This is a genomic window from Gammaproteobacteria bacterium (assembly GCA_035546635.1).
Taxonomy (GTDB): domain Bacteria; phylum Pseudomonadota; class Gammaproteobacteria; order JAURND01; family JAURND01; genus DASZWJ01.
Genome location: DASZWJ010000034.1, coordinates 41,412 through 55,729, shown reverse-complemented (window position 1 = coordinate 55,729; position 14,318 = coordinate 41,412). Strand labels below are relative to the sequence as shown.

8 protein-coding genes are annotated in these 14,318 nt (G+C 41.3%); 3 read left to right on the top strand and 5 right to left on the bottom strand.

Annotated elements, in window-relative coordinates; translation table 11 throughout:
- Nucleotides 1-43: 43 nt before the first annotated feature.
- Both VHE99_09605 and VHE99_09600 read right to left on the bottom strand, forming a co-directional pair.
- Nucleotides 44-2,737 carry a hypothetical protein gene (locus tag VHE99_09605; protein ID HVV69267.1) on the bottom strand — a complete coding sequence of 898 codons (2,694 nt, stop codon included), beginning with the start codon at nt 2,735-2,737 and terminating at the stop codon, nt 44-46.
- A 352-nt stretch (nt 2,738-3,089) separates the two neighbouring features.
- Nucleotides 3,090-3,716: a hypothetical protein gene (locus VHE99_09600; GenBank protein HVV69266.1), complete on the bottom strand. Its 627-nt coding sequence runs from the start codon at nt 3,714-3,716 to the stop codon at nt 3,090-3,092.
- A gap of 290 nt (nt 3,717-4,006) precedes the next feature.
- Here VHE99_09600 and VHE99_09595 point away from each other — a divergent pair, with 290 nt between their 5' ends.
- On the top strand, nt 4,007-5,551 hold the full coding sequence (locus VHE99_09595; GenBank protein HVV69265.1) for a hypothetical protein: 1,545 nt from the start codon (nt 4,007-4,009) through the stop codon (nt 5,549-5,551).
- A 140-nt stretch (nt 5,552-5,691) separates the two neighbouring features.
- A complete protein-coding gene (locus VHE99_09590) occupies nt 5,692-6,558 on the top strand; it encodes a hypothetical protein (GenBank protein HVV69264.1) in 867 nt (288 codons plus the stop codon).
- A gap of 51 nt (nt 6,559-6,609) precedes the next feature.
- Here the strand turns inward: VHE99_09590 and VHE99_09585 are convergent, their stop codons facing one another.
- A complete protein-coding gene (locus VHE99_09585; protein ID HVV69263.1) occupies nt 6,610-9,057 on the bottom strand; it encodes a cation-transporting P-type ATPase in 2,448 nt (815 codons plus the stop codon).
- 105 nt (nt 9,058-9,162) lie between these two features.
- Between VHE99_09585 and mgtA the strand changes: the two genes are divergently transcribed.
- A complete protein-coding gene (gene mgtA, locus VHE99_09580; GenBank protein ID HVV69262.1) occupies nt 9,163-11,736 on the top strand; it encodes a magnesium-translocating P-type ATPase in 2,574 nt (857 codons plus the stop codon).
- 3 nt (nt 11,737-11,739) lie between these two features.
- On the opposite strand, the gene VHE99_09575 is transcribed toward mgtA, so the two are convergent.
- Complete coding sequence (locus VHE99_09575; GenBank protein HVV69261.1) at nt 11,740-13,011, bottom strand: MFS transporter; 1,272 nt, start codon at nt 13,009-13,011, stop codon at nt 11,740-11,742.
- On the bottom strand, nt 13,008-14,210 hold the full coding sequence (gene solA / locus VHE99_09570) for an N-methyl-L-tryptophan oxidase (GenBank protein ID HVV69260.1): 1,203 nt from the start codon (nt 14,208-14,210) through the stop codon (nt 13,008-13,010). Before solA ends, VHE99_09575 begins: the two co-directional genes overlap by 4 nt.
- Between the last annotated feature and the right edge of the window lie 108 nt (nt 14,211-14,318).

Sequence of the window (14,318 nt, the reverse complement as noted above, 5' to 3'; positions counted from 1 at the left end):
ATTGCATTGCCCTATTTCATGCAGTACCAGTCTTTTATCACAACTATCTTTTTTTAGGCGTACGAGCAGGAGGGAGATCATCATGCTCTGCTAAATGCCCTGTTGTTTTTGCCAGCCAAGTCAAGTGAGTGCCTTTCTCCTTCTGCTTATCCATACTGGCCAGTGATTGATCGCGATGTCGACGCGCTTTTTCCACTTCTGCTACCGATACCCGCGAATCCTTTTCAAGGGTATCTATTGAATTGATCAACGCTTCTCTTAGCTGATCGAATTCCTTTTGCAGCCCTTCTTTCCGTTTTTTACCCTCTTTAGGTCTATTTTGTGCTCCCTGCATTGCTCCCAGAAAATTGCCATAAGTTGATGATCGCCTACCAGAAGAAGTTGAGTTCGCTGCAGGATTATCCTTAGGAGTTGGTGCAGTTGAATTGGTTGGGCTAGAGCCTCTTGGCGCTGGAGCAGGAGTTGGAGCAATATTTAAAGCCTCTTTTCTAAATTTATCTTCTCGTGCCGCAACCTGTTCCAACGTCTTGTTCCAATCGCTTTGACCCTTACCAAAACTGCCGACTAATAGCCCATGAATTATGTTTGAATATCCTCTGATCGCTCTGTCTCGTTTTTCTTGCTTTTCTGGAGAACTAGCGGCAATTTGCTGCATTTGATGCCGGTAATGTTGTTCGATGCTATCAATACGTTCACGATCAACCAATCCACCTCGTAAATCGCGTAAAGCTACGGGAACTTTAGCAACGGCAAAGCTCGGTGCTTGGGGTGAAGCTCCAGCAGTGCCTCCTGATAGCTCTAAAGGTGGCATGGGTGAGGTTGGTGTAGAACCAAACCCAGGCGGTGCCGGCGGCAATGGGCTGGCATTAGAACCTCCAAGCGCAGGTGGCGTCCCCTGAGGCAAAGGCGAAAATGAAGATGATCCCGAGGGAATCGGGGTGGGATTTTCTGGTAGCAACGGTTCCGCTCCAAATACAGGCGGATTTGGAGCATACGCTACGTCATCATATTTATCATTCAGCTTTTCTAAATCAGCTCTAAATTCAGCATCACATTTTCTGGGGTCAAATCTATGATCGATCAATATGTCGTATTTTTGTTGCAAACCAAATTTAGCAATTTGGTATTGTTCTTGCCGACCTAATAGTTCTTCGGCTTGATGATTAATTATGTCCAACTTGGTATTTAAATCCTCGAGCCTAAAGGTTGGTTCTTGATTAACCTCTTCTGGCAATCGATGCAACCTACCCATTAAAGTGCCCAAAGTCCTTTCTTTATCTTTATGCGCCTGTTGCTCCACTATGACAGCCATGTCACTCATCAGTGAATCTATTCTATTTCGTAGAAATTCAAATCCTTCTTTCGTTGAAACCGAAAACGTCTTAAGCTTTTGGAGCTCTGCATTTAATTCACTATATTTGGGTATAGAGTTCAGATCACGCTGGTTGACTCGAGCTTCATCTATAAACCCCATTAACCTTGCTTCTTGTTCAATGACATATCCCTTGTATAATTCTTTCCACTGCGACTGCGAGCTTGGTGTCAGGGTTGGTGACGGCACCGGAGTTAGCGGCGGCGTCGACACTGGCGCAGGAGGTTTAAGGTCATGCTCGCTACCAGTATATACATTGCTACCACCTGCAGAAGAAATACGCTGACTTTCTAAAAAGGGCATCGTCACTGATTCTGTATCTGGAATTTCTTTAGTCGGTTCTATTTCTATATCAATGTCAGGGTCAGGGCCACTAACTTTTGAAGGCATCAACTCAGGATAATGATGAAAGATAGGACGCGATGATATTGGCGGCAGTGTCAGCGATGGATCATCATCGGATTTTTCCGATGATGGCTCACTTTCCAGTTTTACCTCTAGTTCTTCTTCTGATTGACTATCGCCTAATGTATTTGACTCTTCTTTTTTATCAAAAATTGTAGACGCTGGAGATGAAATAATCTTGTTTTCATTATCTGCTTCGTGAGAAGTTGATAACCCTTCAAGCATCGTGTTAGCTCTAAATGCAAAATTATTAACTCTTGCTTTCTCGGATAGCAAAGTAGAAGTGTTAAGAGAAGATGACGGCGCAAATGTCACAGTTGCTGAGGTTGGCGATTCTATATTCAATTCTGTCAGAGTTACTGCAGATTGTTCTTCATATTTTTTATGAAGTTTTTCTATTTCTGTTGGGAGGACTGTATTAATTTGCTGTAGGGCGTCCTGTATTTGGTTTATATCTTCTCTACTTTTAGCAGCATAATTATCAAGTCTGGTACCTAAAAAAATATAATCTCTATCTTGGGTTACTGCAGAACCACCAACAGAGCCAATGTTATTAAGTTGAGCTCGAAATCCTCTTACTGCTTTCAACAATTCTGCTGCTAACTCTTCTTTGTTTGGCGTTGCCACAACCACAGCAAAACTTTCTGATTTTTGAGATGAAGTGGATTTTTCCAAATTAACAGGTTTAGGAGCATACCCTGCAGATGATGTTGTTATTGTCAACGTTGGATTAATTGATTCAGGGTTGGAAACTAAATTTTTAGTTTTTAATTCTTGAAGTTCTTCTTGCTGCGGAGAAGATGATACAGTTGGAGAAGTTATGGTATCTGACTGTGGGGGTGTTTCATCAATATCACTTGCTCCATCTAGAGAAGCTGAAGGTTGTTTTTTAAGTTCGGCTTGTGCATTTTTTTTAGCAACTGGAATACCCGCTTTTATTTGGCTGTTTTCACTACCCATGATATACCCTAAAACTAGCTTATAAGAAAAGGATTATTAATTTTTATTACTCTATCGATATTATGCAAGACTAATCTTAACATAGAATTAATTTTTGGATAGTGCTTCTCTGTACTGGACAAATTACTGTCATTCCTGCGTAGGCAGGAATCCATTTGCGATATAGCACAGCGCCATAGTTTGGATAGATTCCCGCCTGCGCGGGAAAGACAGTGCTTGTTGAAGAGTGTTTTTTGGTCTGTACAGAGATCCCTCTTCTCTGTACAGACAAAAATTTGAACTAGCAACCAAGTAAGCGCTCAATCTAATACCCATACTCGCAAGGGATTTAATTCTTAAACAGAGCGCCACACTAACCCAGCTTGTTACGCAAACCAAGCGTATCTTCAGGCTCTTTAACACTCTCTTTAACCCATCCTGGCGCATTCGCAGCTTTAGGCTGCGGCTTCAAATCTTCAAAGAAATTTTTCACTGCCTGCACCATTTGACCCATATGCGAAAGCGGCACAGGAATAGGTTTTTCACCGAGCGCCACTAATCTATCATTAGTTTCTATGTGCTGCCGATCCATACCAGGCGGCAATTTACTTTCTATCCCCTTAAACAAAAATCCATTTTCTGCTAATAGATTTTTACAATGAATAAGAGAACCTAGAATATCCGCATTTTCCTTTAATAACTTGATTTCTCGTTGAAGGTAAGCTGGATTTTGAGGATCCTTTTTTTGTAGCTCACGTAATTCTGCAAGTTCTTTAGTATTTTTCTGCAATTTATCGATATCAGGCGCCAACAAATTATTCATGGCTTGAATAAACCGCTCAGTTATCAGCTTTATACGCTGTCTTTTTTTTTGCTTTTCCGCTTCATCGTCTCCATCAAATTTGGCATCATACCGAGACAATATTTCATCAATCTCACTTTGGGAGACTTCAGGTTTCTCATTATCTTTTTTAACTTTTGTATTAGGTTTCTGTGCCATAGGGTGTATCCTCGATCGTCAATTAAGATTTTAAGTTTATACCACATGTAGCTTATGGGAAACTTAATGGCGCGCCTCTAGAAATTGATCTTTTAGCTCAATACGGCGTTGGATTAGATTTTAAAATCCTTATTTATTCCCGTATAAACTCCGGTTTTAAAATCTAACCCGCCTTGTCTTGAGCGAAAATCTCTAATTTCTAGAGGTGCCCTTAAGATAAGGATAATATTTCCCAATTACAATAAAAAAACAATACATCCTTATCTCTAAATTTTTTGGTGCTATATTTTATGCAAGAACCCTCATCCAATTCGAACTCTACTTCACAATATGCTTCAAGCTCATACGCTAGCACCACGACACAGTCAATGGATAGTAAAACCTCAACTCCAAGCGCTGCCCCAGTGACTTCTCTGGAACAGCAGCTATACCATGCTATTCAAAGCAATGATGAAAAAGCCATAACAACGCATCTGGCAAGCGGCGCCTCTTTCTCCACTGTATTTGTCTTGGATGATTCGCCGATGGATGCTTTAAATGCCATCTCGATAAATACCTCACCAGAAGTCTTAGACTTAGTTTTAACCAAATTATATGAACAAAATATAAATAGTTATAGAACTGTTGTAAGCCAAATGGCGCTTGATATCAGAGACCTAGATGAAAACTTTATGCAACAAGCACAGAAAGAGGTTCTCGCTAGACATTTTAGCATTATTGAATCCTTATCAATATCGGCGTCTAAAAACCTGGCCAGTGCTTTAAACAACCAAGATATCGATGGAATAACTCAGGCCTTCCAAGCCGGAGCCTCAGTTCGTCAGCCATTTGATAACACGTCAGTATGGCAAACTTTGAGATTGAACTTTAACGGAATGCAACCCGCAACGTTAAATCATTTCTTAAATGGACTAAAAACTACAGATCCTGAAAGTCATAGAATTCTTAGCTTAGAGCTACAAGTAACCGCTTGTTACTATCTTGGCAAATTAACTAACCAAGATTTAAGAAATAGCGTGCTAGCAAAAATTGCTATTCTAGCCAGTGACGCGCATGGCGCCACGCTACACATGGCACGCGAACAAGCAAATCAAATATTTACAGATCCAACTGCTCTAGAAGACTTTAACCGAGGCATAGAATCTGCCCGTGCATTTTTAATAAAAAATTTACAATCAGAAATCGGAGATGTCAAAAGATTACATATGCCACAATTTCTAAAAAATATAAAAACTACATCTTCTTTTAATCCTGATTTTCAAATCTATGAGCATCTTGTTTCAAGAAATAACCCGAAACTCAGCAAGGCCCAAGCACAAGATACTTTGGAAGCTGCAATAACACAAAACGAAGGATTTCAAATTAAAACAGCGCTAACACAAGGGGCTTCTATTAAACTAGCAGAATCCTCAATTGATGTTAGAAAGATTCTACCGTCAAATTTACATTTGATCTTGAGAAACACAAAAAAAGATCCCCACTTTCCAACACTGGTGACTCAATTACATATGCGCGCTTTAATTGCCTTAGGCAGAGAACAGCAAGGATCTGCAGGCAAACAACTGCTAGCGGTCATTCATATACTCCAAGAACATGGTGCTTTAATTGCTAACACCAGAAGAAGCATTATGTCTCCTGAGAGTAAGGCTTCGCCAGACAGCGTTAATGCATTTAATAAAGGCGTTTCTAAGTTAAACATGCAACCCTCCAATCCTGCTGCCTTTCATTCTGGCTCTGCTTCACAGGCAAGCAGTACTTCGTCTAGCAGCAGTCATATTAGTACTACGACATACAGTTCTCCTTCTTTCAATTCATCATCTTCATCGGGCTCATAACCACAGGCTCTGTTTTTTATCCTGTCGTAAGTAACAAATATATGCTAAACTACTAACCTAATTAGTCGTTGGCGCGAAATTTAAAAAATGCGCGCCAACGACTAATTAATAAATTTAAATCCACCGGTTAGAACAGATTTATGGAGCAAAAATTCGGTAAATCCTTATTTAATTCTGATGAAATTTCTATTTTAAATAAAAATCCAGAATTAGATGCTACCATCAAAAATATTATTGAAGATCATTTACTAGACATTGCAGATATTAAAAAATTAATTCACTTGATTGGAAAAGACACTACATTCCAGCAATATTTTAATGATCAAATTCTAGCCTATCTAAAGCATTACAATATTTTAAATAATTCCAATGTCGACTCTTTCTTTTCAGTTTTCTATCATACCTCATTTCTCTCTTCAAGTTATTATACGCTTCATTACAAGCAAGTGTTAACTTCTAATGCTATTGCACAAGAGAACTATTCCCGCCTATGCACATTAGCTCAAAGATTTGAAAAAATGCGGCAGGATGCTTTAGTTATTGAAAATACAGAAGATAGACAAAAAGCCCTAGAGAAGCTTGAAGTTTATAAAGAACAAACGATGGATTTATTGACTTTCATTAGTGAAATCGCAGACATCAGTGCACACAAATTCCAACAAATGTTTTTAGCTATTTTACATTTTGCCTGTGATCCTTGGGTAGTGAAGCAAATTCATGAACGCCTAACAGAAAAAGCCAGTAGCATGAGCGAGCAGGGTTTTTGGGGAGTGATAGAATCTATCAATAAAATAATAGAAAAAATAGACCTATCTTTTCGCGATGAATACCAACAACTTATGGATTCAAAAAAATTCAAAAATACAGCGGAATTAAAATTATCTTCCCTTATCATAGATTTTGTTGCACCAACGTTTTTTAAATCAGCGGGTGACCGGAAAAACGCTTCTCCAAAAGAACCAGAAGATAAAGAGTCTTGTAGAAATGTAACTCCTTTCCCCCTTTGAGCAAGGAGGTGAGCACTTACAAAGACAAAAATTGACACATACAATTTGCCTCTAAAAAATTTTTGTCAACAAAAGCGTGATGATACCTGCAACGATAATCACCACCCAGTGCTTCAGCGACAAAGAAGACAATGCCAAAAATTGCGCCAACTGCGGTATTTGAATAAACAAAATAGAAAAAATACATGTCGCAGCAACCACGATGCGTGAAATACGCGTCTGTAAATTGGTCAAACCCACCGTGATGGCCGCACTCATAAAACTCAAGGACACTAAAACAAACCCCCGCGCCAGTTCAACCTGATGAGTCGTTTTTAAAATATAAATATACGAAAAAATAACGAGCGCAGTCGTAAATAAACCGGTGACTCCCAATCGTAAGCGGTCTCTACTAGAAAAAAACCGTACCCTGCTCTGTCGGCTAACTGGCGCTAGCCGACCTTGCGCCGGTAAATCCTGAAAAACCAACATCGATGTCGGATGGATAATTAACTCAATCCAAACAATATGTATCGGATAATAAAGTATGGGAAAACCTAACAGCGGGATCACTGCCGCTGATATCACAAAAGGCATATGGATCATCAGCAAATACAGATAACTAGATAATAAATTTTTAAATAACTGACGCCCCTCAGCAATCGCATTCACAATGCTACTAAAATTATCATCTAATAAAACGATATCCGCTACCTCACGCGCGCTTTGTGTCCCATGCTCCCCCATCGCAATACCAATATCAGCTTTTTTAAGCGCCGGCACATCATTAACCCCATCACCGGTCACTGCCACAATTTCACCACCTTTTTGCAAGGCACTGACAATAGATAGTTTCTGTGAAGGTATCGCCCTCGCTATGACATCCACGGTTTGCAAGAAGCGATCATCTTTTTTCCATGCACTCTCAGCCTCCTTTGCCAACACCACCTTAGGTTGACCTTTACCTAAACCAATCAAATTAGCGATATAACGTCCCGTTTCAGGATGATCTCCTGTGACCATCAAAATATGAATGCCACTTTCAAGGCAGCGTTGTACTGCTGCCGGAACGGCGGGACGCGGCGGATCGGAGAATAGCAACAAACCGACAAACTGATAATTTGTGGCAGCTTCAATAATTGGTTCCGCGACATCCGTCAAATACTCCGCACAAGCGATTATCTTATAACCGCTGGCGGCAAATCGAGCGGCGCGCTTTAACCAGGATTGCTTTTCTGCTGTCGATAAGTTGCTTAAAGCTAAAATGATTTCTGGCGATCCTTTCGTCGCAAACAGCATTCTGTCTTCACACAGAACAACTGAGGTTTCGCGTTTTCTATCCTCGGTAAAAGGAAAAGTCATGAGGCGTTTAGGGATGGGTAATTGTAATTTATCCATCTCGCTGCAAATAGCGGCATCTAATGGATCTTGGGTTTCTGTACGTGAGGCGATAATCGCTAAATATAATAATTGCTGATAGTCCACACCTAAAGCTGGCTCATACTGGGTCAAACGAAATCGACCTTCAGTAATAGTGCCGGTTTTATCTGAACAAATACAGGTGATTCTACCGATATTTTCAACAGAAACCGCCCGCCTAACCAGCGCTTTTTTTTGCGCCAAACGATAGACACCCAAACCCAGAAAAAAAGTAAAAACCACCGGAAACTCATCCGGCAAAGCCGCAACTGCCAAAGTAGCTGCGCTTAAAATAGCATCTAAAAAACCAAACCCCTGATATAACCGTACCAAAGCTAAAATAATACAAACTAACGTCGCAATGCCGATGAGATAAAAAACTAATTTAGCAATGACCTTTTGCAAAGGTGTTCTTTCATGCAACCCAAATAAAGCGGAAGCGACAATTTCGCCATATAAAGTTTCCTGCCCAGTGTAGATCACACGCAATAGTGCTTGTTGTCCCGTCAGCAAGCGGGTACCGGCAAATCCCCAATGTTGACCCGCAATCAAAGGATTAGCAATTCCCATTGGGAATGCATTCAGCGGATTTTTTTTAACAGGAAAGGATTCTCCGGTTAATGCCGATTCATCCACTTGCAAATCTTGACCCTGAACGATAATCCCGTCAGCTGGAAAAGGTGTGCCTGGTTTTATGACCACTAAATCGCCTGGCACAATCTCTTCAGATGCGAGCTTAATTATTTGATTATTTCGAATGACGAAAGCGGAAGTGGTTAATTGATTGCTCAAACTGCGCGTAGATACTTCTGTACGCCAATGTAGGAAGGCATCCATAACGATCAACGGAATGGTCGCTAATAACAAGATAAGTGCTTGGTTATAATTTTTTAGTACTGCAAAGAGTATTCCCGTTGTCACCAAAAACCAGATCATCGGGTCTTTAATCGTTTCTAATACGAGTTCACGCCATTTATTACTACGTACACCAATTATATTATTACTGCCATATTGGATTGTCCGCGCCGCTACTTCTTTGTCAGATAAATTCCAGTCACTGGAAAGTGTTTGCATTCTATCTACAGGAATTTGACGTTGCATTAAAAATCATCCTTATATCTATTCATACCCTTTGAATCCTGATCTGCATCTCTACTAAATCGATGCTATAATCGCAGCATGTGAGAATTGCCAACTGGATGCAACATGGATGTGACCCAATCAGAACTCTTTTCATTACCGCACCAACAGGTTCTGGAAAAACTATCTTCTTCTGCACAGGGCTTAACTGCGCAGCAAGCAGAAGAACGCCTCGCCACTTATGGCAAGAATATCATTATACAGAAAAAAGCCACGCCCTTAATCGCTAATGTGATGATGCGCTATGCAAACCCTTTAGTGGCAATTTTGCTGATCGCCGCCACGATTTCCGCGCTCACCGGCAACCCCATCAGCGCCGCCATTATTGGATTAATGGTATTACTGAGTATCGGCCTTGATTACCTGCAAAGCCACCGCTCCTTAGTCGCTATGCAGCGCTTACAGGCACAAGTCGCAACCACGGCGACCGTTATGCGCAACCAAGCATGGCTAGACTTGCCTTACGAACAACTGGTACCCGGCGATATCCTACGTTTGACTGCTGGCAATTTAATTCCAGCAGATGCGCTACTACTCTCCGCACGGGATCTACACGTCCAACAAGCAGCCTTGACCGGCGAATCCTTACCGGTTGAAAAAGACGACAAACCCGCCACCGCTCCCCTAGAAAATATCACAGAAGCTCCCAATGCCGTGTTTGCCGGTTCATCCGTCATCAGCGGTACCGCCACTGCCGTCATTATTGCAACCGGTAATAAAACTGTATTCGCAGAAATTGCTAAAAGCTTGAGCATAGCACCTCCGCATACCGAATTTGAAAAAGGCATTACCCGCTTCGGTTTTTTTATTTCAAAAACGATTCTTTTTTTAGTAATTTTTGTATTTGCCGCCAGTGTCTATTTCAAACATCCACTTCTTGAATCACTGCTATTTGCCATCGCCTTAGCCGTGGGTTTAACACCGGAATTCTTACCCATGATTACCACCGTCACCCTGGCCACCGGCGCCATGAAAATGTCACATCATGGTGTAATTGTAAAAAATCTCGCAGCTATTCAAAATTTAGGCAGCATGGATATTCTCTGTAGCGACAAAACAGGAACACTGACCAGTGGTGAAATGGTGTTAGAACAATACATAGATCTTGAGGGTAAACAAAATGAATATGTGATGTTATTGGCTTATCTGAATGCTTTTTTTGAAAGCGGCATACAAAATCCTATCACCACAGCGATTCTAAATAAAGTTGCACTCAATCCATTGGATGCTGCCATTTTACAACATGCACACCCAGACATTCAGCCTTACACTAAAATCGATGAAGTTCCTTTCGATTTCGAAAGGCGGCGTTCCAGTGTAGTGGTCGATCATAACGGAGAAAAATTATTAATTACTAAAGGTGCTCCTGAACAATTGCTAACGCTCTGCACCTCTTACCAAACCAATGACTTGCCATTGCCTTTGGATCAAAGTGCAATAACAAAGTTCAATACTTTATTGCAAAAGCTTAGTCAACAGGGCTACCGCACCTTGGCTGTAACCATGCGCAAAATGCCCAACCAATCGGTCTACTCAGCCCTGGATGAAACAGATTTATTATTAGTAGGTCTGCTTGCATTTCTAGACCCACCCTTAAAAGATGTTAAAGCCACCATCAACCATTTAAAAGCTGAAGGTGTCAGAATGAAGATACTGACTGGTGATAATGAACTCGTCACGCAACACATCTGTGAACAAGTCGGCATGGTCGTTGATAGAATTATTTTAGGTCACGAGCTTGAACACATCACCGAACCTGCGCTGGCAAAAGTAGCAGAAGAAGTGGAAGTGTTTGCACGGGTATCGCCTATGCAAAAGCAGCGCATTATTGCTGCATTGCGCGCCAATGGTCATGTTGTGGGATTTCTAGGCGATGGCATCAATGATGCCCCCTCCCTGCACATCGCCGACGTCGGCATTTCTGTAGCCAATGCCGTGGATGTAGCCAAAACTTCCGCCAGCATTATCCTACTCAAGCACCGTCTGAAAGTCATATTAAATGGCATCGTGGAAGGCCGAAAATCCTTTGGCAACGTGATGAAATATTTAATGATGGGCACTAGTTCTAACTTTGGCAACATGTTCAGCATGGCGGGTGCTATTTTATTTCTACCGTTTTTACCTATGCTGCCGTTTCAGATTTTGCTGAATAATTTTCTTTATGATTTAGCGCAGGTAACTATACCCACTGACCATGTTGAACCCAGCTTCACCCGTAAGCCGCAACACTGGAATATCGATATCATCCGCCGCTTCATGCTCTATATCGGCCCTATCAGTTCTATTTTTGACTTTTTAACATTTTTTGTGATGCTCAGTGTTTTTCACGCCAGCGCAGTACTTTTTCATACCGGCTGGTTTGTGGAATCACTGGCTACACAAACTTTAGTTATTTTTGTGATTCGCACCGCGAAAAATCCTTTCAAAAGCAAACCCAGCTTGCCACTTGCCATCACGGTTATCGCGGTGGTCACTATTGCTGTGCTGCTACCCTTTTCGCCCTTAGCCAAGGTATTAGGCTTTGTAGCACTGCCATGGGGGTATTTTCTGTTTTTAATTAGTGCCACAGCCAGTTATTTACTCTTAGTGGAATTTATAAAAAAACGGCTGATGTGGAAATGGTTGCAGATATCAAAATGAATATTAGAAAAATTTTTGCTGCCTCCCTTTAGCAAGCATCAATAACATTAACGCAATCACCAGATAAATCGGTATCACTGCCAGACCCACATGAAAGTTATTAATAGAGAAAACCCGTGCTCCATCAACTAATTTACCATCCCAACCTAAATCCAGAATCTTTCCTATCAATGGTTCAGTAATGGCTTCAAATACCGAAGGCAATGTATTAATAAAAGCAATCAAGGTTGCCATAAAAATCGTGGTTTGGATTTCAACCGCCACAGCAAAACACAAAAGAAATACGCCCATACTCAAGCCAAATATAAATAACAGCCAAGCTACCATTAAAGGCGTTAAAGTAGCTGATAGATATATAACGCTGGAGATGCAAATAAGTCCCACTAGCGTTCCAATAGCCATAACACTTATGCGTTTATTTAAATAATCAGAGACCCATCCCAGTAAAGGACAGCCTATGGCCAAACCAAGATAAATAAAGGAGATATTTTTTGCTGCTGTGACTCTGGATAAGTGATACGCTTGCTCCAGAAAAGGCACTCCCCACAATCCACCAAATGCAGAAATCGGTGCAAAAGTAAAAGCACAATACAACCCCAAAATCCAATTTTGTCTCTGACCAATCACATCCAGCAATTGCGCAATGATCTGTTTATGCGCCGGTGGCTTTTTCGTTTCATTATTCTCATTAACAGCCAGAAATTTATCTTTTATTAACCACCCACAAAGTAACGCCAATACCAGACCAAAACCCGCGACGAATACTAAAGCATCACGCCACCCCAAATTGACCACCAACATCCCCAATGGCGCTTCTCCACCCATAGCTCCTAGCATAGCAATGGTGAGACCCAACCCAGACATAACAGCAAAATGCTTAGGCGGAACCCACACAGTCACCATCTTCAAATACGCGTTAAATGCAAATGCCGTCGTAAAACCAATACCCGCCCTAGCAATACCGGCTGTCAATACCGAACTGGTCCTGGCAAATACCAAAGTAAAAACAGTACTGGTCACCAGAGTCGTCACAATGACTTTTCGCGGATTATATTGATCTAATATCATCCCCGATGGAATCTGCATTAAAAAATAAGTATATAAAAAACTAGCGGTTAAATTGCCTAATCCCGCACCGGTTAGATGAAAATCACGCATCAAATCACTACTCATGACACTCGGTGATATCTGCAATAAATACTTATAAAAAATAAACAACCCGCTGATTATACAAACCAGATAAGGGTAGCATTGCCAGTGTCGCAATTTATTCATATGCCACCCATATCCCAGCCACCAAATAACTGAGTTAGATTAATCGGATGATCCATTCCCAACATTTGCGCCGCCAATGCTTCACCAATTGCTGCAGAATGTTTAAAACCGCGTCCCGAACAAGGCGAAGCCACTATCACTTTTTCATCATATCCCGGCAGATAATCAATCAAGAAACGATAATTAGGCGTACAGGTATACAAACACACCTTAGCGCTATTACACTGGTTGTTAACGCCGTGTAAATGCTGAATCACTTGTTCATGATAAAACTTCTGTTGTTCCGCAAAACTGACCTCTCGCACCACGGCTTCTGGGGTTAAACTCGCCTCCCAAGTTGCAGAGTTTTCATAAGCCACTTTAAGCACATCACGCTTAACTGGACTCGGCATAGCATAAAACATTTCCTCATTGCCAAGTAACCATACCGTCGGCGGAAATTGTCCTAGTTGAAATTGCGGGACAGCGGCTTTTGCTACCTGGAACCAATAAAAAACTTGCCGGTATATTTTAAATAATCGTGCTTTTTCTTGATCCAGCAACTGCGCAATCCAGGCGCCGACACTCAGGATTAATTTATCGGTAAAATATTGACCTTTATCCGTATCGATACGAATTTGCCCCAAAGGCATCCGTTCAAAGCGTAATAATTTTTCTTCGACATGAATATCGGCGTGATTATTTTTCGCCAAGGCCAGTTGCGAGAATATACAAGCTTCCGGCACTAAGATCCCCATATCTTTTTCATAATAAGCGATGAGGTCTTGCGTCACCTGGTTAAACTGGGGATAGGATTTTTTTAGCGCTTGTGCATCTAAAATGCGATGCTCTAAAGCTAATTCTTTAGCCGAAGCAATGGTATTTTGTAAAAAGCTACTTTTTTCCAATGAGCCAATCATCAAACCACCGGTGTGATGATGTAATGCGCCAAAAGCACCTTGCGTTTTAGCGGCAATCATCGCCCATAACTCGTGGGAACGCTGTGCCGTTAAGGCGTATTCTTGAAACTCACCGCCGCTTAAGCGCGTAAACCGACTTTCACCGTGACTGGAACCATAAATATGTGGCGGAGAATATTGATCTATTCCGAGTACTTTGAGTTTAGAGGAAGATTTTTCCGTGAGCTGGTAAAGCGTGGCGCTACCTACCGCGCCTAACCCGATGACGATGATGTCGTAATGATTGGATTTTGATTGCATTAGCTTCTCATAAAAAAATCTTCATACCAATAATTTGCTTGCAAATATAGCATGTAAACGCTAGGCTGAACATTTTATAGCACCCTTGGGGTTTGCAAGGGACAATAC

Excerpts from the sequence above, each read along its gene's own strand:
- solA (HVV69260.1), bottom strand. The coding sequence starts at position 14,210 with ATGCAATCAAAATCCAATCATTACGACATCATCGTCATCGGGTTAGGC.
- VHE99_09605 (HVV69267.1), bottom strand. The coding sequence starts at position 2,737 with ATGGGTAGTGAAAACAGCCAAATAAAAGCGGGTATTCCAGTTGCTAAA.
- VHE99_09585 (HVV69263.1), bottom strand. The coding sequence starts at position 9,057 with ATGCAACGTCAAATTCCTGTAGATAGAATGCAAACACTTTCCAGTGAC.
- mgtA (HVV69262.1), top strand. The coding sequence starts at position 9,163 with ATGGATGTGACCCAATCAGAACTCTTTTCATTACCGCACCAACAGGTT.
- VHE99_09590 (HVV69264.1), top strand. The coding sequence starts at position 5,692 with ATGGAGCAAAAATTCGGTAAATCCTTATTTAATTCTGATGAAATTTCT.
- VHE99_09600 (HVV69266.1), bottom strand. The coding sequence starts at position 3,716 with ATGGCACAGAAACCTAATACAAAAGTTAAAAAAGATAATGAGAAACCT.
- VHE99_09575 (HVV69261.1), bottom strand. The coding sequence starts at position 13,011 with ATGAATAAATTGCGACACTGGCAATGCTACCCTTATCTGGTTTGTATA.
- VHE99_09595 (HVV69265.1), top strand. The coding sequence starts at position 4,007 with ATGCAAGAACCCTCATCCAATTCGAACTCTACTTCACAATATGCTTCA.